The organism is Microvirga antarctica (assembly GCF_017921815.1).
GTDB lineage: Bacteria > Pseudomonadota > Alphaproteobacteria > Rhizobiales > Beijerinckiaceae > Microvirga > Microvirga antarctica.
Genome location: NZ_JAGEMM010000006.1, coordinates 236,469 through 257,520, shown reverse-complemented (window position 1 = coordinate 257,520; position 21,052 = coordinate 236,469). Strand labels below are relative to the sequence as shown.

General features: G+C 63.5%; 20 protein-coding genes and 1 tRNA gene. 9 read left to right on the top strand and 12 right to left on the bottom strand.

Annotation, left to right across the window (positions count from 1 at the left end):
* Nucleotides 1-3 precede the first annotated feature (3 nt).
* From J4G32_RS17770 to J4G32_RS17750, 5 genes are all read left to right on the top strand, one after another.
* Nucleotides 4-1,281 carry an ABC transporter substrate-binding protein gene (locus tag J4G32_RS17770; RefSeq protein WP_210496845.1) on the top strand — a complete coding sequence of 426 codons (1,278 nt, stop codon included), beginning with the start codon at nt 4-6 and terminating at the stop codon, nt 1,279-1,281.
* A gap of 84 nt (nt 1,282-1,365) precedes the next feature.
* Nucleotides 1,366-2,250, top strand: coding sequence for a branched-chain amino acid ABC transporter permease (locus tag J4G32_RS17765; RefSeq protein ID WP_210496844.1), 885 nt, complete (start codon nt 1,366-1,368; stop codon nt 2,248-2,250).
* Entirely contained in the window at nt 2,247-3,272 is a 1,026-nt protein-coding gene (locus J4G32_RS17760) for a branched-chain amino acid ABC transporter permease (protein WP_210496843.1), read from the top strand. Before J4G32_RS17765 ends, J4G32_RS17760 begins: the two co-directional genes overlap by 4 nt.
* A complete protein-coding gene (locus J4G32_RS17755; RefSeq protein WP_210496842.1) occupies nt 3,269-4,060 on the top strand; it encodes an ABC transporter ATP-binding protein in 792 nt (263 codons plus the stop codon). The genes J4G32_RS17760 and J4G32_RS17755 overlap by 4 nt, the downstream gene beginning before the upstream one ends.
* Nucleotides 4,053-4,757: an ABC transporter ATP-binding protein gene (locus J4G32_RS17750; protein WP_210496841.1), complete on the top strand. Its 705-nt coding sequence runs from the start codon at nt 4,053-4,055 to the stop codon at nt 4,755-4,757. Before J4G32_RS17755 ends, J4G32_RS17750 begins: the two co-directional genes overlap by 8 nt.
* Nucleotides 4,758-4,787: 30 nt before the next feature.
* Here J4G32_RS17750 and J4G32_RS17745 read toward each other — a convergent pair.
* A tRNA-Gly gene (locus J4G32_RS17745) sits at nt 4,788-4,862 on the bottom strand.
* A 509-nt stretch (nt 4,863-5,371) separates the two neighbouring features.
* Between J4G32_RS17745 and J4G32_RS17740 the strand changes: the two genes are divergently transcribed.
* Entirely contained in the window at nt 5,372-7,150 is a 1,779-nt protein-coding gene (locus tag J4G32_RS17740; protein ID WP_210496840.1) for a diguanylate cyclase domain-containing protein, read from the top strand.
* Nucleotides 7,151-7,208: 58 nt separating this feature from the next.
* Here J4G32_RS17740 and J4G32_RS17735 read toward each other — a convergent pair whose 3' ends face one another.
* A complete protein-coding gene (locus tag J4G32_RS17735; protein ID WP_210496839.1) occupies nt 7,209-8,300 on the bottom strand; it encodes a 2'-deoxycytidine 5'-triphosphate deaminase in 1,092 nt (363 codons plus the stop codon).
* Between the two features lie 204 nt (nt 8,301-8,504).
* Here J4G32_RS17735 and apaG point away from each other — a divergent pair, with 204 nt between their 5' ends.
* Nucleotides 8,505-8,897, top strand: a complete 393-nt coding sequence (gene apaG / locus J4G32_RS17730) for a Co2+/Mg2+ efflux protein ApaG (RefSeq protein WP_210496838.1) — start codon at nt 8,505-8,507, stop codon at nt 8,895-8,897.
* 7 nt (nt 8,898-8,904) lie between these two features.
* A complete protein-coding gene (argE, locus tag J4G32_RS17725; protein WP_210496837.1) occupies nt 8,905-10,095 on the top strand; it encodes an acetylornithine deacetylase in 1,191 nt (396 codons plus the stop codon).
* Between the two features lie 21 nt (nt 10,096-10,116).
* On the opposite strand, the gene J4G32_RS17720 is transcribed toward argE, so the two are convergent.
* From J4G32_RS17720 to J4G32_RS17710, 3 genes are read right to left on the bottom strand one after another with little or no spacing between them, the layout of a single operon-like run.
* Nucleotides 10,117-11,115, bottom strand: coding sequence for an Hsp33 family molecular chaperone (locus J4G32_RS17720; protein WP_210496836.1), 999 nt, complete (start codon nt 11,113-11,115; stop codon nt 10,117-10,119).
* On the bottom strand, nt 11,112-12,038 hold the full coding sequence (gene argF, locus J4G32_RS17715; RefSeq protein WP_210496835.1) for an ornithine carbamoyltransferase: 927 nt from the start codon (nt 12,036-12,038) through the stop codon (nt 11,112-11,114). Before argF ends, J4G32_RS17720 begins: the two co-directional genes overlap by 4 nt.
* On the bottom strand, nt 12,035-13,243 hold the full coding sequence (locus J4G32_RS17710; protein WP_210496834.1) for an aspartate aminotransferase family protein: 1,209 nt from the start codon (nt 13,241-13,243) through the stop codon (nt 12,035-12,037). Before J4G32_RS17710 ends, argF begins: the two co-directional genes overlap by 4 nt.
* Before the next feature lie 364 nt (nt 13,244-13,607).
* Here J4G32_RS17710 and J4G32_RS17705 point away from each other — a divergent pair, with 364 nt between their 5' ends.
* The gene (locus J4G32_RS17705; RefSeq protein WP_210496833.1) at nt 13,608-14,138 is read left to right on the top strand and encodes a GcrA family cell cycle regulator; all 531 of its coding nucleotides are present in this window, start codon (nt 13,608-13,610) and stop codon (nt 14,136-14,138) included.
* A 254-nt stretch (nt 14,139-14,392) separates the two neighbouring features.
* Here the strand turns inward: J4G32_RS17705 and phoB are convergent, their stop codons facing one another.
* The 7 genes from phoB to J4G32_RS17670 form a co-directional block, all read right to left on the bottom strand.
* Nucleotides 14,393-15,094, bottom strand: coding sequence for a phosphate regulon transcriptional regulator PhoB (gene phoB, locus J4G32_RS17700; RefSeq protein ID WP_210496832.1), 702 nt, complete (start codon nt 15,092-15,094; stop codon nt 14,393-14,395).
* A gap of 1 nt (nt 15,095) precedes the next feature.
* On the bottom strand, nt 15,096-15,809 hold the full coding sequence (gene phoU, locus J4G32_RS17695; RefSeq protein ID WP_210496831.1) for a phosphate signaling complex protein PhoU: 714 nt from the start codon (nt 15,807-15,809) through the stop codon (nt 15,096-15,098).
* Between the two features lie 26 nt (nt 15,810-15,835).
* The gene (gene pstB, locus J4G32_RS17690; RefSeq protein ID WP_210496830.1) at nt 15,836-16,654 is read right to left on the bottom strand and encodes a phosphate ABC transporter ATP-binding protein PstB; all 819 of its coding nucleotides are present in this window, start codon (nt 16,652-16,654) and stop codon (nt 15,836-15,838) included.
* Nucleotides 16,651-17,544 carry a phosphate ABC transporter permease PstA gene (pstA, locus tag J4G32_RS17685; protein WP_210496829.1) on the bottom strand — a complete coding sequence of 298 codons (894 nt, stop codon included), beginning with the start codon at nt 17,542-17,544 and terminating at the stop codon, nt 16,651-16,653. Before pstA ends, pstB begins: the two co-directional genes overlap by 4 nt.
* A gap of 9 nt (nt 17,545-17,553) precedes the next feature.
* Nucleotides 17,554-18,528, bottom strand: a complete 975-nt coding sequence (pstC, locus tag J4G32_RS17680) for a phosphate ABC transporter permease subunit PstC (protein ID WP_210496828.1) — start codon at nt 18,526-18,528, stop codon at nt 17,554-17,556.
* A gap of 34 nt (nt 18,529-18,562) precedes the next feature.
* Nucleotides 18,563-19,606, bottom strand: coding sequence for a phosphate ABC transporter substrate-binding protein PstS (gene pstS / locus J4G32_RS17675; protein WP_210496827.1), 1,044 nt, complete (start codon nt 19,604-19,606; stop codon nt 18,563-18,565).
* A gap of 141 nt (nt 19,607-19,747) precedes the next feature.
* Nucleotides 19,748-21,022 (bottom strand): ATP-binding protein, encoded by a 1,275-nt coding sequence (locus tag J4G32_RS17670; RefSeq protein WP_246505214.1) that lies wholly within the window; start codon nt 21,020-21,022, stop codon nt 19,748-19,750.
* Nucleotides 21,023-21,052: the final 30 nt, after the last annotated feature.

The following is a 21,052-nucleotide window of genomic DNA, read 5'->3' as shown; positions in this document are numbered from 1 at the left end:
ACCATGTCGAACGATTTCTCACGACGCCAAATCACCAAATCGCTGGCCGTTTTCGGAGCAGCAAGCGCCTTCGGGAGCTTCACGCGTCCGAGCTTTGCTCAAGGGCAGCCGATCCGCCTCGGACTGATCTCGCCGCTCAGTGGCTCGCAGGAGGTCATCGGGCGCTATCAGCTTGCCGGCGCGACCATCGCGGTCAATCAGATCAATCAGGCCGGCGGCGTGCTCGGTCGCAAGATCGAACTGGTGACCCGTGACGACAAGGCAGCGCCTGCTGCTGGCGTCGCCGCCGCCAAGGACCTCTCCGGCAACGGCGTGAACCTCATGCTCGGCGTGTTGTCGAGCGGCGTGGCGCTGGCCATCGCGCCGACCCTCCAGGCCGACAAGTCGGTGCTCGTGGTGTCGGCCGCGGCCGCCAACGAACTCACACACGACCAGTTCAGCCCCAACGTCTTCCGCACCGCCGACCACGCCTATTCGCGCCAGCGCGCGTTGGCCAAACTGGTGGCAGGCGATTACCCGGCAGTGTCGGATTGGACGGCCATTAATCCGCAGACGGCCATCGGCACATCGAACTGGGATTCGTTCGTCGACGGCATGCTGCAGTTCTATCCGGAGCTGAACAAGAAGGACCCCAAGATCACGGATGCGATCTGGGCCAAGTTCGGCGCCACCGATTACAAGAACGATATCGCGCAGCTCATGCGCAGCAAGTCCGAAGGGCTCTATTGCGGCGTCTATGGCGGCGATGCGGTGACCATGTTCGGACAAGCAGCAGCCTATGGGTTGACCAAGAAGTTCAAGGTCCTGGTCGATCCCGGCAGCGAGTTCATCATCGCGCAGGCGATGGGCAAGAACACCCCGCCCGGCCTGTGGTCGGGCTTCCACTGGTTCTACGGCGCCTACAAGGGCCAGAAGATCAACGACGATCTCTATGACGCCTACGTGAAGATGACCGGCGACAAATATCCTGCAGGCTATGTGGGCGAAGCCCATACTTCGGTGCTTGCCTATGCAAATGCCATCCAGAAGGCCGGCAGCACCGACACCGACAAGGTGATCGCCGCACTCGAGGGCCTCGAGTTCGATTCCTGCAAGGGCATGCGCAAGATCCGCAAGGAAGATCACCAGGCGATCTGCGACATCAACTTCGTGCAGTTCGGCCCCGATGACACCGAGCAGGGCTGGAAGATCACCGACTTCAAGGTGATCAAGGATGAGGGCCTCAGCGAGGCTCCGGCTCCCGGTCAGCCGCTCAAGTTCCTCTACAACAAAAAGGGCTGAGCCAAGGCTCGGACTCTCCAAGTTGCATTCCCTCTCAAGACCTGCCGGCGAAGAGCCGGCAGGTCGACGGACAGGTGAACAATCGTGCTTGCGGAATTTCTCAGCCCTCTCTTCAACGGGCTCTTCTCGGCCATGGTGGTCTTCCTTTTCGCCACCGGCCTGACACTGATTTTCGGCATCCTGCGCATCCTGAACTTCGCCCATGGCGGGTTCTTCATGCTGGGCGCCTACCTGGCGTTCACCCTCGTCCGCTTGATCGGCGGCGACATGTCGATCGCTTCGTATCTTCTGGTCAGCATCGCGGCCGGCATCGCCGTGGGGTTCTGCGGCCTTGTCGTCGAGCGCCTGATCTTCCGGCGGCTCCAGCACGTGGATGAGGCCTATTCGCTGATTGCCACCTATGCGCTGCTGCTCATCTCAGAGGGCGCCGTGAAGGCGATCTGGGGTGTGTCGTTTCACAGCGCCACGACTCCCAGCGCATTGGGCAGCGCGGTGGTGGTCGGCGATCTCGTGATGCCGGTCTTTGCGATCTTCATCATTGCGTTGGGCGTCCTGTGCTACGCCGTCCTCGAATGGATTCTCCAGCATACGGCCGTCGGCAAGCTCATGAAATCGCTGGCGAGCGATCCCTGGATGGCCGGCATGCTCGGCATCAATGTGCCGCGGTTCTACGCCTGGATCGTCGTCATCGGCTTCTTCCTCGCGGGCCTCGCCGGCGGCCTTCTGCTCCCCAATCAGACCTTGTCGCCCAATCTGGCGAGTGTGTTCGTGGTGCAGGCCTTCGGCGTTCTGATCGTGGGCGGCATGGGCAATATCCGGGGCGCGTTCCTGGCCTCAATCCTGCTCTGCGTGATCGATTCCTATGGATCGATCGTGTTCTCGCAGGTCCCCGGAATCTTCTTCTATGTTGCCATGGCGGTCATGCTTCTCGCGCGGCCCCAGGGATTGATCGCGGGAGCGCGCCTATGACCTCTTCGACCAATGGCAGCACCATCAATGGCAGCACCTGGCGTCGTGACGCCCTGATCGCTGCTGTGGCCCTGGCGGTTCTCGTGTCGCTGCCGTTCGTTGCCAACAAGGGCATCGTGTTCGTCGCCGGCACGCTGGCGCTGCATGTCGTCTTCGGTCTGAGCTGGAACCTGATGTTCGGCCAGACCGGTCTCGTCAGCTTCGGCCACGCCTCCTTCTTCGCCATCGGCGGCTATGCGTTTGCATGGACGGCAAAGATGTTCCCCCAGCTTCATCCGCTACTGCTCTTTGCAGGCGCCGGCGTGCTGGGAGCGCTCGTGGCGCTCGTCGTCGGAATGATCGCGCTGCGGCGTTCTGTCGGTGTGTATTTCGCCATCCTGTCTCTGGCGCTCAGCCAGATCGTCTATCTGCTGCTCTCCTATACGCCGTCCCTCGGCCAGGAGGATGGCTTGACGGGGATCCGGCGGCCTCTTCTGTCGCTCGGTTTGACCACCATCGATCTCGCCAGGGGAGACAACTACTACTACTTCATGATCGCCATGTGCACGCTGCTCGCCATCGGCTTGTGGTGGGTCGTGCATGGCAGCATGGGCCGCGTCTTCAAGAGCATCCAGCAGGACCCGGAACGCGCGGCTTTCCTCGGCATCAACGTTCAGGGATACCGCCTGAGATCGTTTGCAATCGCGTCGGGCACCACGGCGATCGCAGGGGCGCTGTATGGGCCGTGGCTGCAATTGCTCACCCCCGAAATCGCCCACTGGACGTTCTCGGCCAGGCCCATTCTTTACACGCTTCTCGGCGGCGTGCAGAGCTTCTGGGGTCCGGTCGTTGGCGCGCTGTGCTTTGCGGTTCTCGAATATGGCACACGCACGCTGCACGGCCTGTCCGAGATCGTCGTCGGATGCATTCTGCTGCTGATCGTCCTGGCGTTTCCGGGTGGGCTGCTCGGCGGGTTGTCCCGCCTGGGCAAGCGCATGGCCGGCAAACCGGCCGTCGCGGCAAAACCGGAGCTCGCACGATGACCGCAGCAAGACAGGGCGGAACGCCGCTTCTGGTGGCGACCAAGATCGTCAAGGATTATCCGTCGGTCAAGGTTCTCAAGGACGTCGATGTCTCTGTTGCCGAGGGCGACACCTTTGCGGTGATCGGCCCGAACGGTGCCGGCAAGACGACGCTGTTCAAGGTGCTGAGCGGCGAGGTGTTCGCCGACCGGGGAACGGTGACCTTCAAGGATCTGGATGTGACGCGCATGCCCGAGTGGAAGCGCGTCCGCCTCGGCTTCGGCCGGTCGTTTCAGGTGGCCCGTGTGTTCCCGGACCTGACGACGGATGAGAATGTAGTGATCGCCATCGAGGCCTATCACCGCAATGCGGGCCAACCGGTCACCCGGGGCCTGGCCTGCAAACCCTCGCGCGAGACCCGCGATATCGTCGAAGACACCCTGCTTGAAGTGGGGCTCATCGACAAACGCCATGAGATCGCGCGCCTCCTCTCACATGGCGACAAGAAGCGCTTGGAACTGGCCATGAGCCTGGCCCTTCGCCCGCGCGTTCTCATGCTCGACGAGCCGACGGCGGGCATGTCTCCGTCGGATCGTCGCGCCGCCACTGAATTGATCGCCGCCATCAAGGAACGCCACGGCATGACCATCGTGCTGACGGAGCACGACATGGAGGTCGTCTTCGGTCTCGCCTCCCGGGTCGCGGTTCTGCACCAGGGCGCCATGGTCGTCACGGGAACGCCCGCGCAGGTGCGGGACGATCCAATGGTGCGTGAAATCTATCTCGGATCGGAGCCTGTCCATGCTTGACGTCGGTCCGCTCGACGCCTTCTACGGCGACAGCCACATCGTCCAGAACGTCTCCATCACGATCGGGGACGGCGAAGGCGTCGCTATCCTCGGCCGCAACGGCGTCGGCAAGTCGACCTTATTCAAGAGCATCATGAACGGCGGTCCGCGCGTCGATGGGCCCATCCGCCTGAGGGGCGAGGACATCACCGGGCTGCCGTCCTTCGCGCGCGCGCGACGGGGTCTCGGTTTCGTGCCGGAAGACCGGCGCATCTATCCCCACCTCACCGTCGCCGAAAACATCGCCATGGGCGGCCATGCGGCGCGCGCCGATCGGCCGCCCTATACGCTCGAGGACATTTTCGGGTTCTTTCCGCTGCTGCGCGATCTCCAGACCCGACGCGGGTTCGAGCTGAGCGGCGGCCAGCAGCAGCTTCTGGCCATCGCGCGGGCCATCTACGGGCGGCCGGACTGCCTGTTGCTCGACGAGCCGACGGAAGGACTTGCCCCGGTGATCGTCGAGGATCTGGCGCGCCAGATCAACGCCTTCCGGGCCGCCAACGGAACCGCCTGCCTGATCGCCGAACAGAATGTGCGGTTTGCCCGCACCTGCACGGAACGCCTCTATCTCATCGACAGCGGCGTCATCGTCTTCTCGGGAACATGGGCCGAGTTCGACGCACAGGCCGATCTCCAGCAGCGCTATCTGGCCGTCTGAGACCAAAAACCTGGCTTGCTGGGGAGAGAGTGGAGCGGGCGATGGGAATCGAACCCACGACATTCAGCTTGGGAAGCTGACGTTCTACCTCTGAACTACGCCCGCGCAGCTCCGTGTTTACAATGGTTTGGGGGGCGGTCGTCAAGCCTGCCGATCAGCGCGGGCGCTGCCGCGAACCGGTCATGCGATCATAAACGGTGCTGTTGTGGCCTTTTCCGGCAGACGCTCATGCAGAGGACCAAGCGGGAACAGCGGACCCGGCAGGAACGGTTAGGGAAGCGGGCTCGACATTCCTGGTCTCCGGATCCAGACGTCTCACGTTCGCCGGGCCCTTGGCCGCCCCAGCGTGAGTACGGCGATAGATGTCCATCGTGCGGTACGCGAGCCGCCCCGTGCGGAATTATTCACGCCCTCGGAAAACGGCCGCGGCGGGACTTTTGGAGCCCGCAAGGGTCAGGGCGCCCGACAAGTGCATTTGCAGTTCACACGGACCCCGATTCCTGCCACGAATCGCAAGGCTAGGTGGCCTCTCCTGCTGTTTTGACAAAGATCGGCGCAACGTTTTGCCGCGTCGATGCTTCTTGGTTGAAAGACTGCTCTGACTTGAGGGATCGATGGCGCCAACGAACGAGACAGAGCGCGACTTCGAAAGCCTGACCGCTTTTGTGAATCATCGCTACGGTACGATCGCCAGCCTGCTCGACAGCCTGGGGATCGCGGTGTGCATCTTTGACGGTCGGGACAAAACACTCCTCTGGAACGACACGTTCCTCCTGTTCTTTCCCGATCACCGAGGCAGGATCTCGGTGGGCGAGCATTACCGGCTTAATTTGAGGCGGTTCTACGAGAGCCGACTTGAGCGCGACGAAATACCGTTCATCGACGAGTATATTGAACGGGGCTTGGCCCGCCATCGGTCGCAGCAGCGGCCGTATATCTTCGAGCATCACGGCCGCTGGGTCCGTGTTGCCGTCCACACGCTCCCCGACGTCGGACGGGTGAGGATCTGGACGGAAGTCCCGCCGCCGCTTGTGGACGGCGAGGCCCCTCAGAGAGGCCGCAGCACGCCGGCCGATCTGGCCCATTTGACGCCCTACAACAGTCTTCCCGATGCCATTGTCGTCCTCGACCGCGGCGGAAAAATCCTGACTTTCAACGACCAGTTCCGGACGCTCTACCGGTTGTCCACCCAGGACGCTATCAGCGGTCGGACTTTCGCCGAGGTTCTGCGGGGAGTATGGCAACAGATCGAAGGCGGCGAGGAAACCTTCGACCGGCAGGTCCTGCCTGTGCTGCGGGAAGAGCAGCGGTTTGCCGGTGTGGCATTTGAAATTCCCCTCCCGGAGGATCGCTGGGTCCGCATCATCGAGCAGCGTTCGATGGACGGCGAGAAGACCTGCGTCCACTTCGACATCAGCGCCTTCCGTCAGGAGCAGCGGCAGCTTCAGGCAGCCGAGGCCGTGGCGCGGGCCGAAGAGCAGCGCTTCCGCGCTGTGATCGACCGCTCTCCCGTCGGCATGAGCATCAATGCCGAAGACGGATCGTTCCGGGAGGTGAACGCGGCCTTCTGCCGGATCCTCGGCTATACGGCCGGCGATCTGGTCGGTCGCGCACTCTGGGACGTGATAGACCCGGCGGACCGCGCGAAGGCCATGAACACGATTGGCCAGCTCGTCGCCGGTGCTGTCGCGGCGGTCGAAACCGAAATGCTGTTCATCCGCCGGGATGGGTCCCGACGATCGATCGTCTACTCGGGTGTACACTTGCGGGAGGACGGAGCCGAGACCGTCGTGATCAGCCAGATTCAGGATGTCACCGCCCAGCGGGAGGCGGAGGCGGAGCGTGACTCGCTTGTGTCTGAACTCGGCTACCTCGCCAACCACGACCCCCTGACCGGTTTGCCGAACCGGCGCGCCTTCGAGGAAGCGCTTCGCCGCATTCTCGTCGCCGAAGATGGCCAGCAACCCCGATCGCATGCGCTGTGCTACATCGATCTCGATGACTTCAAGAACGTGAACGACACGGCCGGGCATGCGGCCGGAGATGCCCTGCTGCGGCAAGTGAGCCTGGCCATGAACCGCCTCGGTCGCTCATCGGATACCATTGCGCGCCTGGGAGGCGACGAGTTCGGCCTGCTTCTCGTCGATTGCGGGGCCGCGCAAGCCGAGCGGATCGCCAACCGTCTCATTGAGGCCGTCAGCCAGGCTCCGCTCGACTGGGATCGCATGACCTTCTCGGTCGGGGCGAGCATCGGAATTGCGCCGTTTCGCAGCTCCGACGCCTTTGACGACATTCTCAAACGGGCCGATTTCGGCTGCTATCGCGCCAAGCGAGCCGGTGGTAACCGGGCGAGCCTTGTCGATCTGACGTCCGATGGGAAGCGTGAGGGATAAAGGCCAGACACGACACTCCGCCTTATCCCGACCCGACTGCCGGTCGTCGTGCAGTCGACTAGCGGAAATGCTTGGAGAGTTTCAGGCTCTGGGCTTGGTAATTCGACCCCACGCCTGCCCCATAGAGCACCCGGGGTCTCTCGGCCATGTGCTCGTAGACGAGCCGACCCACAATCTGCCCGTCCTCAAGGATGAAGGGCACGTCCCGCGAGCGGACCTCGAGAACGGCGCGCGAGCCCTCGCCGCCTGCGGCCGCATGACCGAAACCGGGATCGAAAAAGCCCGCGTAGTGGACGCGGAATTCGCCCACCAGCGGATCGAACGGGACCATTTCGGCCGCAAAATCAGGCGGCACGTGGACCGCTTCCTTCGAGGCCAGGATGTAGAACTGGCCGGGGTCGAGGATCAGCGTGCGGCCGGGATTGGCGTAGAGGGGCTCCCAGAAATCCGCCACCGCGCAGGCGCCCGCCTTGTCCACGTCCACCAGTCCGGTATGACGCTTGGCGCGGTAGCCAATGAGGTGATCGGCGCCGAAGCCTGCCAGATCCACGCTCACGGCGACGCCATCCTGGATCGAGGGTTCGGCGGAGGTCACGACCCGCTCGCGGGCATGGAGTGCATGGAGTTCGTCGTCGCTGATCCGCACCACGCCCTTGCGCAGTCGCAGCTGCGACAGCCGCGTGCCGGTCCGCACGAGCACGGGAAAAGTGCGCGGCGAGATTTCGGCGAAAAGCTGACCCTGGTAGCCGGCCCCGATGGTATCGAATTCCTGCGAACGGTCAGTGATGACCCGGGTAAAGACGTCGATCCGGCCGGTGGAGCTTTTCGGGTTGGCGGCGGCAGAGAGATCCGGCGGGAGATAAAGACTCTCCTGCAATTCCGCGATGTAGACGCTGCCTGTCTCGAGGATCGCCCCTGCCGTCAGGTCGATCTCGTGATAGCTCAGCTGAACGAGGCGGTCGCGAACCGTGTGGTTGCGACCGGGCAGAAAACTGGCGCGCACCCGATAGGCGCGGTTGCCGAGGCGCAGATCGAGGCTTGCCGGCTGGACCTGGTCCGACGCGAACGGACGGTCCGACCGGATCACGCCTGCCGCGGCAAGACGCTCGATGGTATCGGCCGATTGAATCCCGTCCTTCAAGGCAATCATGAGGTCTCTTCCGGTTTGACCCCTCTCCCTAGCTTAGAAGCGCCACCTGGGCCAAGGGGCATCGCCACTGCGCCGGCCGTTGCCCTAACGTCGCCTCATCAGGACCCTAGACAGGCGGGGTTCCGGCGTTCGATTGACGGCACGCATGCGCCGTCCTACCACGTCAGGACGATTGTACCAGACGAGCGTTCTCGAGAGATACCGATGTACAAGGCCGTGACCCGGGACATCAGCGTGACGGTTGCGCCGCGCTACATGCCGGAAGAATCGTCCCCAAAGGAAGAACGCTATTTCTTTGCCTACACAGTCGAAATCGTAAACACCGGCTCGGAGCGGGTGCAGCTGCGCTCACGCTACTGGCGCATCATGGACGATCGCGGCCAGGTCCAGGAGGTTCGCGGTCCCGGCGTCGTCGGGGAGCAGCCGATCCTGGGGCCGGGCGAGAGCTTCAGCTATACGAGCGGATGTCCCTTGCAGACCAGAAGCGGCACGATGCAGGGCAATTACATCATGGAGACCGACGCCGGCGAGACGTTCGTCGCCGAAATACCCCTTTTCTCACTCGACATTCCCCAGGCCAGGCGTGTGGTCCATTGAGGTCGTCATGTCCGCCGTAGGTCAGTCTTTCACACCGCTCGACATGTTGGCCAAGCTCGTGTCGTTCGATACCGAAAGCGCAAAATCCAATCTGCCGCTCATTGCGTTCGTCGAGGAGTATCTCTCGGGCTGGGGCATTCCGGTTCTTCGCTTGCCGAACGAGACCGGCAAAAAGGCTGCGCTCTACGCCACGATCGGCCCCCGGGATCGGGGCGGCATCGTTCTGTCAGGCCACACGGATGTCGTTCCCGTCACCGGGCAGAGCTGGACCTCTGACCCGTTCACACTGAGGATCGATCACGGCAGGGCCTATGGCCGGGGCGCCGTCGACATGAAGGCGTTTCTGGCCATCGCTCTGGCGCTCGTGCCGGAATTTCTCGCCGCCGATCTGACAATTCCCATTCACCTCATGCTTTCCTACGACGAGGAGACGACCTGTCTCGGCGTGATGGGCGCAATCCGCCAGTTCGGGCGCGAACTGCCGCTGCCGAAAGTCGCCATCGTCGGCGAGCCGACCGAACTGGAAGTGGTCGATGCGCATAAAAGCGTCGTCACGTTCACGACCGACGTCCACGGCTTCGAGGCGCATTCCTCAAAGCCGTATCTCGGCGCCAGTGCGGTCATGACGGCGGCCGATCTCATCGGGGAGTTGAACCGGATCGCCGACGAAATGATGGAGCGCGGGGATCCGAGCGGGCGGTTCGATCCGCCCTACACGACCGTGCATGTGGGGACGATCGCCGGCGGCACCGCGCGCAACATCATCTCCAAGTTCTGCAGTTTCCAGTGGGAGTTTCGCGGGCTGCCAAGCCTCGATCCGCAGGAGATCCCGAACCGGCTCGATCATTACGCATCAGAGGTGGCGCTCCGGCGCCTCAACCGCTTCGGCGATTTCGGCCGCATCGAGACGACGCTTGCTGTGGCCGTACCAGGGCTTGCGCCGGCGCCGGGGTCAGCCGCCGAGGCGCTGGCGCTGCGCCTGGCAGGGCGCAACCGCACGCAGACGGTCCCCTTCGGGACGGAGGCGGGGCACTATCAGCAGGCGGGCATTCCAACCGTGGTCTGCGGTCCAGGCTCCATCAACCAGGCCCATCAGGCGGACGAGTACATTACGCTGGACCAGATCGAAGCCGGGACGGCCTTCATGCGACGTCTTGCGGCGACCTGCGCCGAAACGCGCAGCCTGATCGGAGCATAACGCCCGCAACAGACGACCGGCTCACTCGGACTCGGCTTCCGCGCGGGCGATTTCCGCTTCGACGGCCACGGGATCGAGATCGTAGAAGCGCGAACAGAATTCGCACGTGATGCCGATGCGGCCGTTGTCCCCGACCATGTCGCGGCGATCGTCCGGCGCAAAGCGGCGCATCATCGACATCACCCGGCTCTCCGAGCAGCGGCATTCCTCGTGTACGCTCTGGCCCTCGAAGACGCGCACGCCACGCTCGTGGAAAAGCCGATAGAGAAGGCGCTCGCTGGAGACAGTGGGATCGATCAATTCATGGTCTTCGACGGTCTGAACGAGAGCTTTCGCCTCGGCCCACGCATCATCCTCCGACACGGGGTCCGCTTCGCTTGCGGCATGGCCCTCGGGGATGTCGCCGGGCGACAGATCGGCCTGCCGGATCCGTTCGGGCGACGTCGGCAGGAACTGCACCATCAGGCCGCCTGCCCGGTAGGTACGGGTGCCGTTCTCGAACTGTTCGGCGACCGCGAGGCGAACGCGGGTCGGAATCTGCTCGGATTGCCGGAAATACTCGTGCGCTGCTTCTTCGAAGCCCTGACCCTCAAGGGCCACCACGCCCTGATACCGGCTCTGATCGGTGCCCTGGTCGATGGTCATGGCGAGATAGCCCGATCCGATCAGATCGCCGGTCTTTGGTGCTGCGGCCAACGCGGCATCCAGCCGCTCCTGGTCGAACCGCGCAGTCGCGCGAAGACGATCCGGCGCATCGAAATCGACGACGATCATCTCGATCGGTCCGTCGGTCTTGGTCTGGAGCTGGAAACGGCCCTGGAACTTCAACGATGACCCGAGCAGCACCGTCAGGGCCGCGGCTTCGCCCAGCACGCGCGAAACGGCGTCAGGATAGCCGTGACGGGCGATGATGGTGTCGATCGATGTTCCCAGTCGGACAATCTTTCCGCGGATGTCCAGCGGCTCCACCGCGAATGGCAGCACCACATCGTCTGCGCCCTCGAAAGGTGCGCCGCTCATGCTTCCGCCGCTCCCAGGCACCAGGCAAGAATTCCCTTCTGGGCATGGAGCCGATTTTCGGCTTCATCGAACACCACAGAGCGTGGTCCGTCCATGATATCGTCGGTGACCTCTTCGCCGCGATGGGCTGGCAGGCAATGCATGAAGATCGCGTCCTTGTCGGCGACGCCCATAAGCGTGGCATTGACCTGGTAAGGCTTCAGCAAATTGTGACGACGGAACTCATCCTCGTCGCCCATCGAGACCCAGCAATCCGTCACAATGGCATGCGCCCCATCGGCCGCCTCGAATGCATCCGTCGTCACCGTGATGTCGGCCCCTTCTTTCTTCGCCCATGCCAGAAGCTCGGGGCGCGGCGCGAGTTCCGGCGGGGACGCGATGGTCAATCGGAAATCCAGCCGCGCGGCCGCGTGAACCCATGAGGCGAGCACGTTGTTGGCGTCGCCGGTCCAGGCGACCGTGCGGCCCTTGATCGGTCCGCGATGCTCCTCGTAGGTCATCACATCCGCCATGATCTGGCAGGGATGGGTCATCTTGGTCAGGCCATTGATCACGGGAATCGATGCGTTTTCAGCAAGTTCCGTGACCATTGCGTGATCAAGCGTGCGGATCATGATCGCATCGACATAGCGAGACAGCACCCGCGCCGTATCGGCGATGGTCTCGCCACGGCCAAGCTGCATCTCGCGGCCGGTGAGCATCAAAGTCTCGCCACCGAGTTCCCGCATGCCCACATCGAACGACACCCGCGTGCGGGTGGAGGGCTTGTCGAAGACCATCGCCAGCACCTTGCCCTCGAGAGGCCGGTCGACCGACCGTTCGCCTTTGCGACGCTTGGCCTTGATGGCTGAGCCCACATCGAGAACATGGCGGATCTGCTGGCCCGAGAGGTCGCTAAGATCGAGAAAGTGACGGGTGGTCATAGGGCTGCTCCCGGCGCCGCTTTGGCCGCTTGCTCGGATTCGAGCGCCGCACAGGTCGCGTCGAGCCGGTCAACCGCCTCGGCGATCTCGGCATCGGAGACGATCAGCGGCGGCAGTAGCCGAACGACGTTGTCGCCAGCCCCGATCACGATGATCTTCTGATCGCGCGCCGCGGTCACGAAATCCGTGTTCGGCACCCGTGTCTTGATCCCCATCATCAGCCCGTGGCCGCGGATTTCCGCAATCATCGTCGGATGCCGGTCGATGAGGGAGGCGAGCCGTTGCTTCAGCAGCAGGCCCTTGCGCTCGACATCCTCGAGAAAGCCCGGCGCCAGCACCACGTCGAGCACGGCATTCCCCACCGCCATGGCGAGGGGATTGCCGCCGAAGGTTGTCCCATGCGACCCATAGGTCATGCCTTTCGCGGCGCGGCTGGTCGCCAGGCACGCTCCCATGGGAAATCCGCCGCCGATCCCTTTGGCGGCAGCCAGGATGTCGGGGGTGACGCCGGTATTCTCATAGGCAAAGAGTTTGCCGGTCCGGCCGATGCCGGTCTGGATCTCGTCGAAGATGAGCAAAATGCCATGCTGGTCGCACAGCGCGCGCAATTCCTGGAGATAGGCGTTCGGCACTTCGCGCACGCCCCCCTCCCCCTGGATCGGCTCGATCATCAGCGCGGCCGTGTCGGGGCCGATCGCCGCTTTCAGGGCCGCCATATCTCCTAGCGGAACCTGATCGAAGCCTTCGACCTTGGGACCGAAGCCCTCCAGGTATTTGGCCTGCCCGCCGGCCGCGAGCGTCGCCAGCGTGCGACCGTGAAACGCGCCCTCGAAGGTAATGATGCGGTAACGATCCGGATGGCCGTTCGAGAAATGATAGCGGCGGGCGATCTTGATCGCCGCCTCGTTCGCCTCGGCGCCGGAATTGGAGAAAAACACCACATCGGCAAAACTGGCATCCACCAGTCTCTGCGCAAGGCGCTCTCCCTCTGGAATGTGGAAAAGATTGGACGTATGCCACAGCTTGCCGGCCTGGGTCGTGAGCGCCTCGACCAGATGGGGATGGGCGTGACCCAATGCGTTGACGGCGATCCCAGCGCCGAAATCGAGATATCGCTCCCCATCGCTGGTCACGAGCCAGGCCCCCTCTCCTTTCTCGAAGGAAAGATCAGCGCGCGCAAAGATCTGCAGCAAGGGCGATGTCACGGGTCGTCTCCGCCTGGATAGGCCCAAAATCAAGCATGGGCCCGAAAAAGAAAGCGCCGCCCAATGCGAGGCGGCAGCTATGGATTCTAATGTGACCCGTAAGGCTGTCAATTCAAGAGAAATGATCTTATCCATCGCCGGGAGATTTCCAGAGCAAGCCAGTTCCCTGGGGAAAACGGAAACCCTTGTCCGCGGACTCTTGCGCCGGAGTCCACCGATCAAGTAACTTCGGGGCCGTCGAGTACGACATTCGTGCGGCGGCTTTCACCCCCAGGAGCGATCCTCGCGACGCGGCAATCTCGTTGACCGCGGCGCATCAGGGATTCGAGCCTGGCTAGAGCGGCCCCGATGGAGGCAGTTGAGAATGACAGACGTGAGCCTGACCTGGACGGACGAGCGAGTGGAGCTTCTGAGGAAGCTCTGGACCGATGGCTTGAGTGCGAGCCAGATCGCCACCGAGTTGGGCAATGTGACGCGCAATGCAGTGATCGGCAAAGTGCATCGCCTGGGTCTGTCGGGTCGGGAAAAGGACAAGGCTGCGGCGGCTCAACGGCCGCGCAAGGCCGCTCGCGCGCCGAGCGCACCCGTTGCCATTCCGCCACAGAACCGCAGCAACGTCGTCCTTGCGCCAGTTCCGCGTCCGGCCGTCGTGCACGAAGCGCCTGTTTTGCCGGTCGAAGATGACGAGATCGGCGTTCCCGTCTCCGAGCGCGTAACCATCATGGAACTGCGTGAGTCCATGTGCCGCTGGCCGATGGGTGATCCGACCAAGGCAGAGTTCCGTTTCTGTGGCGCCCGCTCAATTGGCGGTCTGCCCTATTGCGATCACCATGCGCGGATCGCCTATCAGCCGGTGGCCGACCGGAAGCGCGAACGCAAGTTCGCGCGCGGCTGAGGCCTGGTCGACGTCGGGCGCAACGGCCCGACATCGCGCGGCAGCACTTTAATAGCTTCGCGGTCGCGCGTGAGCGTCGACTGCTTCGCACAGTGTCGGTTTTCTTGACCCCTGAATTTCCTGTCGCGCCTGCTCTACGCAGGCAGGTCACCACGATATGGCGCAGATCTGCGACCGCCGGCTTGGTTGCGTGAAAGCGGCCTCCCTAAGGCAACGTTCGTCGCGCTCGCAGCGAGCCTCGCGGCTAGTCGCTGCTACTCGCCGCGGGCAAAGGTCTCGTCAAAGGAGTAACCGGCACCCCGTACGGTGCGGATGGGATCGGGCTTGCGCGGCAGGCTGATGGCCTTTCGCAGGCGGCCCACATGCACGTCGACCGTGCGTTCGTCGATATAAACGTCATGGCCCCATACAGCGTTGAGCAGATGCTCGCGGCTGAAAACCCGGCCGGGGCTGCGCATCAGGAACTCGAGCAGGCGGAACTCTGTCGGACCGAGATGCAGTTCCTTGCCGTCGCGGCGCGCGCGGTGGGTTTCGCGGTCCAGTTCCATGTCGCCGGCTGTGAGGAGTGTGGCGATATGGGTCGGCTTGGCGCGGCGCAGAAGCGCACGGACCCGGGCCAGGAGTTCCGGCACCGAAAACGGCTTGACGATGTAATCGTCTGCACCCGTGGCAAGACCGCGAATGCGATCGCCCTCCTCACCGCGCGCCGTCAGCATGATCACGGGCATGCGCTCGGTCTCGGGCCGCACGCGAATGCGGCGGCACAATTCGATTCCGGACAATCCCGGCAGCATCCAGTCGAGAAGAACGAGATCAGGAAGCTGTTCACGAAGACGGATCTCGGCCTCGTCGCCCCGCGCGACGCTGTCGACCTCGTAGCCCTCGGCTTCGAGATTGTAGCGCAGCAGCAACGTCAGGGGCTCTTCGTCCTCGACGATCAGAACGCGCGGACCCATGTCAGGCTCCAACCTCGGCGGTGGCGTCGATCGACGTGTCGTTCTTGGGCCGGTCGATAGCCAGGGTCTCGCCGGTGACAAGGTAGTGAACCGTTTCGGCGATATTGGTCGTGTGATCGCCGATCCGCTCGATGTTCTTGGCGCAGAACAGAAGGTGCGTGCAGAACGAGATGTTGCGCGGATCTTCCATCATGTAGGTCAGCAGTTCGCGAAACAGCGATGTATAGAGCGCATCGATAGCCCCGTCACGCCGCCAGACGTCGACCGCCTTGATGGTGTCCTGCTGGGCGTAGGAATCGAGCACGTCCTTGAGCTGCCCGAGAACCAGATCGCTCATATGCTGCACGCCGACGGCGATCTTCTGCGGCTGGAGCTGGCCGCCGATGGCCAAGGCCCGCTTGGCGATGTTCTTGGCGAGATCGCCGATGCGCTCGACGTCGCCGGAGACGCGGATGGCCGAGATCGTTTCGCGCAGGTCGACAGCGAGCGGCTGCCGCCGGGCGATCGTGAGGATGGCGCTCTCTTCAACCTCGCGCTGCAGAATGTCGAGGCGCGTGTCAGACGCGATGACGGTCTGTGCCAGCGGCAGGTCGCCGCGCAGCAGCGCCGCGATGGAATCGACAAGCATCTTCTCGGCGATGCCGCCCATCTCGGAAATGCGGCGACGCAGATCCTGCAGGTCGTTGTCGTAGGAACTGACGATGTGCTCCGACATGGGGAGGCCTCCGTTCAAGCGGGCGGTTAGCCGAAGCGGCCGGTGATGTAGTCCTGGGTCTGTTTTTTGGTCGGCGTCATGAACATCTTGTCGGTCTGACCGAACTCGACCAGTTCGCCCAGATACATGAAGGCGGTGAACTGCGAGATGCGCGCGGCCTGCTGCATGTTGTGCGTGACGATCACGATGGTGAATTCCTCGCGAAGCTGCTCGATCAGTTCCTCGATCTTGCCGGTCGAGATTGGATCCAGCGCCGAGGTCGGCTCGTCGAGAAGGATCACTTCCGGGTTCTGGGCAATCGTGCGGGCGATGCACAGGCGCTGCTGCTGACCGCCTGACAGGCCCATGCCGGATTGGCGCAGCTTGTCCTTCGCCTCGTTCCAGAGGGCCGCCTTTTTGAGCGCTTCCTCGACGCGGCCATCCAGTTCCGACTTCGGCAGCTTCTCGTAGAGGCGAATGCCGAACGCGATGTTGTCGTAGATGGACATCGGAAACGGCGTCGGCTTCTGGAACACCATGCCGACGCGGGCGCGAAGTTCGTTCACGTCCACGGACGGCGACAGCACATTCTGGCCGTCGAGCAGGATCTCGCCATCGGCGCGCTGCTCCGGGTAGAGGCTGTAGATGCGGTTGAACGTGCGCAACAACGTCGACTTGCCACAGCCGGACGGTCCGATCAGAGCCGTCACCTGCTTGTCGTGAAAATTCATCGACACGTTCTTCAGGGCCAGCGCGTCGCTATAGTAGAAATTGAGATTCCGCACGGCGATGCGGATCGGCGCATCGATGTCGGCGGCTGCCGCATGGCCGATGGCGCTGCTGGTGTTGACGGAGATCTGGCTCATCGTGCTTGATCCTTCTTCACGATCAGGCGCGCCACGATGGAGAGCGCCAGGATGGACAGGGTGATGATAAGCGCGCCGGCCCATGCCAGCTCGCGCCAGTTCTGGTAAGGCGCCAAAGCAAACTGGTAGATCATGACCGGCAGGTTCGAGACGCCGCCCATGAGATTCGGCTTGAACCAGAAATTGTTGTTCAGCGCGGTGAACAACAATGGCGCCGTCTCGCCGGCGATGCGCGCAGTGGCAAGCAGCACGCCCGTCACCATGCCGGCCCGCGCCGCCCGCCAGCTCACCTGCATGATGACTGTCGACATCGGCGCGCCGAGGGCAGCGCCCGCTTCGCGCAGCGAGCCAGGAACGAGGCGCAGCATGTCCTCGGTCGTTCGCACGATCACCGGAACCGCGATGATGGCCAGCGCCACGCTGCCGGCCCAACCCGAATAGCTGCCCATGGGCTGCACCATCAGGGTGTAGACGAACAGGCCGATGAGAATGCTCGGTGCGGCGAGCAGGATATCGTTCACGAAGCGGATGACCTCCGCGAGCTTGGAGGTCCGTCCGTACTCGGCCAGATACGTGCCGGCCAACACCCCGACCGGGGTCGCAACCACGATGCCGAGAACGGTGAGGATCAGGCTGCCCACGAGGGCGTTCGCGATGCCGCCTCCCTGCGTGCCGGGACCGGGGGTCGTCTGCGTGAACAGGAGCGGCGAGAAGCCTTGGGCGCCCTCGATGATCAGCATCAGCAGGATCCAGCCAAGAACGAAGGCGCCGATGATGGTGAACAGCGTGCAGATGATCTTGAGGGCGCGGTCCGCCACATAGCGGCTGCGACGTACGCGGCCCCACGGCTTTGCCGTGGCCATGTGGGAGTTTTGCAGGGCCGTATCCATCAGTGCCTCCTATCGGGCATTGACGCGGGCGATCAGGAGGCGCGCCAGCACGAGGACGGTGAAGGTAACGAGGAACAGGATGCAACCCAGCGCCATCAGCGCATTGAGCTGGAGGCCGAGCGCCTCATTGAATTCATTGGCGATCCGCGACGCGATGGTCGAACCCGGATCGAACAGCGAGGCCGACAGCCGGTTGGCGTTTCCGATGACGAAGGTCACCGCCATGGTTTCGCCGAGCGCGCGGCCCAGACCCAGCATGACCGCCCCGATGATGCTGACGCCAGCCTGCGGCAGGAGAACATGGCGCACCACTTCCCAGGTCGTGCAGCCGATGCCATAGGCGCTCTCGCGCAGAACTGGCGGGATCTGGTCGAAAATGTCCCGGGTGATGGAGGCGACGAAGGGTACGATCATCACCGCCAGGATGATGCCGGCCGTCAGGATGCCGACGCCGGACGGGACGCTGGCATAGAGCACGGTGCCGATGATCGGAATGCCTTCCACCAGATTGGAGACAGGGATCTGGATAAACCGCGCGAAGAGCGGCGCAAAGACGAACAGACCCCACATGCCGTAGATGATGCTGGGCACGGCGGCGAGCAGTTCGATCGTCGTGGCGACGGGACGCTTCAGCCAGAGCGGGCAGAGCTGCGTCAGGAAGATCGCGATGCCGAGCGAGATCGGAACACCGATGACCAGGGCGATCAGCGCCGTCGTCAGCGTCCCGACGATGGCCACCCAGGCGCCGTACTGGTCGCGCTGCACATCCCAGACGCTGGAGGTGATGAACCCGAGACCAAATTCGCGGAAGGCCGGAGCCCCCCCGTAGACCATGGAGGCAAGGATGCCGAGCAGCACGGTCAGCACCAGGAGGGCCGAGCCGAGACTGGCGATCCGAAAGAAGCGGTCGAAGGCTTTGGGCGGTGAGCGGCGGACGGGAGCGCTGATGCTTGAGACGAGACGTTCTTGCGAGAGAGCTACCATCCGCCGATCCGATTCTTATCCAGAGGTGGTCGCGTTACTTCTTGAAGACCGGCTGGCCGGACTTGTCCTTGATGTCGGCAGCCCAGGTGGCCCGAACAAGGTCCTTCACCTGCGCAGGCAGGGGAACGTAATCAAGCTCGACCGCCATCTTGTCGCCGTTCTTGAAGGCCCAATCGAAGAACTTGAGGGCTTCGGCGACCTGTTCCGGCTTCTCGGGGTTCTTGGGAACCAGGATGAAGGTCGGGGCGGTGATGGGCCAGGCGGCGTCGCCCGGCTGGTTGGTCAGCGAGATGCCGTAACCGGGAGCCGACTTCCAGTCCGCGCCGGCTGCGGCCGCCTGGAAGGTGGCCGAGTCAGGCGACACGAACTTGCCGTTCTTGTTCTGCATCTGGGCGAACGGAATGGCGTTCTGTTTGGCATAGGCATATTCGACGTACCCGATGGCGTTCGGCACCTGCTTGACGAGTGCTGCGACGCCCTCGTTGCCCTTGCCGCCCTGACCTGCAGGCCACTGCACCGAAGCGCCCGCTCCCGGACCGCTCTTCCAGGTCTCGGAGACCTGCGACAGGTAGGTCGTGAACACGCTGGTGGTGCCCGATCCGTCGGAACGGTAGACCGGCGTGATGGTGGCGGCCGGAAGCGTGACGCCCGCGTTGATCTGGACGATCTTGGGATCGTTCCACTTGGTGATTTTGCCGTTGAAGATATCGGCCAGAACCTCGCCGCTCAGCTTCAGCTTCTCCGAGGCGACGCCGGGAATGTTGTAGACGGCGACCACGCCGCCCGTGACCATCGGAAACTGGACGAAGGCGTCCTTGTCCAGCTCATCGCCTTTCAGGGGCGCATCGGTCGCACCGAAATCAACCGTCTTGGCGCGGATCTGGCGAATGCCGCCGCTGGAGCCAATCGACTGATAGTTCAGGCTGTTATTGGTGTCTTTCTTGTAAGCTTCCGCCCACTTCGCGTAGATCGGAAACGGGAACGTCGCGCCTGCGCCGGTGATTTCGGCGGCCGTGGCAGCAGTCGAGAAAGAGGCGACGGCAAGGCCAGCCGCGAAGGCGAAGGATAGAGGTTTCAAGAGACATCTCCTTGTTCACAGAAGCGGCGGAGTCACCTCGAAGAAGGGACCGAACCCGACCGCACCGGACACCTACGGGGTCGCGATGTCGGGTCTACGACAGTTCGATGACAGTTCAGTGACACCCGGCCAGAGGCTGTTTCAGGTCCGAACTTCGGGAAGCGTGACAAGGAAGCGGGCACCCTCGCCCGGCTTACTGTCGATGGCGAGAACTCCCCGGTGGCGGTTCACGATGTGCTTGACGATGGCGAGCCCCAGACCCGTGCCGCCTTTTTCGCGGCTCTGTTCCACATCGACGCGGTAGAAGCGCTCCGTCAGCCGCGGCAGGTGTTCGGGCGCGATGCCCGGACCATAGTCGCGAACGGACAGAACGGCCTGTGACTGGCCGTGCGGACCGTCGGACCGCGCCAGAGAGATGTCCACCCGGCCGCCGGCTTCGCCGTATTTCGAAGCGTTGGTGATCAGGTTTTCCAGCAGGCGCAGCAGCTCATCCCGATCACCAAGAACGAAAAGGGGACCTGCTGGAAGGTCAGCCTCCAGGGAAACGCCCCGCGTGGTGGCAAGCGCGGTCAAGGCCTCGACCATGTGTGCGGTGATCGCCACGAGATCGACCGGGGTCGTCGGATGAACGTGCAGCCGCATCTCGATGCGCGACAGCGACAGCAGGTCATCGATCAGCCGCGTCATGCGCTGGGCCTGCTGGCGCATGATATCGAGAAAACGCTCGCGCGCGACCGTGTCGTTGCGCGCCGGGCCCTGGAGGGTTTCGACGAACCCGAGCAGGGAGGCCAGTGGCGTGCGCAGCTCATGACTGGCATTGGCAACGAAATCCGTCCGCATGGCCTCCAGCCGCCGCGCCGAGGTGAGATCGCGAAAGAACAGCACGACCCCCGACCTAACCTTCAGGTCGGGACTCTGGCTTCGCAGCGGGCCGATATGCACTTCGAAGGTTCGCTCCGTCGGCACGCGCTCGGAATATTCCACCTTCAAGGGCTCGCGCGCGGCCAGAACCTCATCGATGCCATCCAGCACGACCGGGCTGCGCAGGGCGAACGAGAGCGGGTGACCGAGTTTCAGCCCGGGGAGAAGCAGCAGCGCGGCCTCATTGGCTTCCACGACGATGGCGCGCTGATCGACAAGGATCACCGGGTCGGGGATGTGGGCCAGCACGGCGTCGGCCACGCCGGGATGCCGGGCGATGGTGCTGGGATCGGATGCAAGCAGGGCCCTGATCCGGCGTCGGGGAGCAAGTCCGGCGCACACAGCGATGGCGATGACGGCCGCGCCCATCATCCAGAGGCTGAAGACGCCGAGGAGTGCAGCGGCGGCGAGGAGGATGGCGCAGGTCAGCACCGCGCTTCTGACGGCCACCGCCCGCGCTGTCTCGCCCCGCTCGGGATCGTCCTGGGAGCTCATGGGCGCGCGCTCATCTCTGGGCCTTCGGGA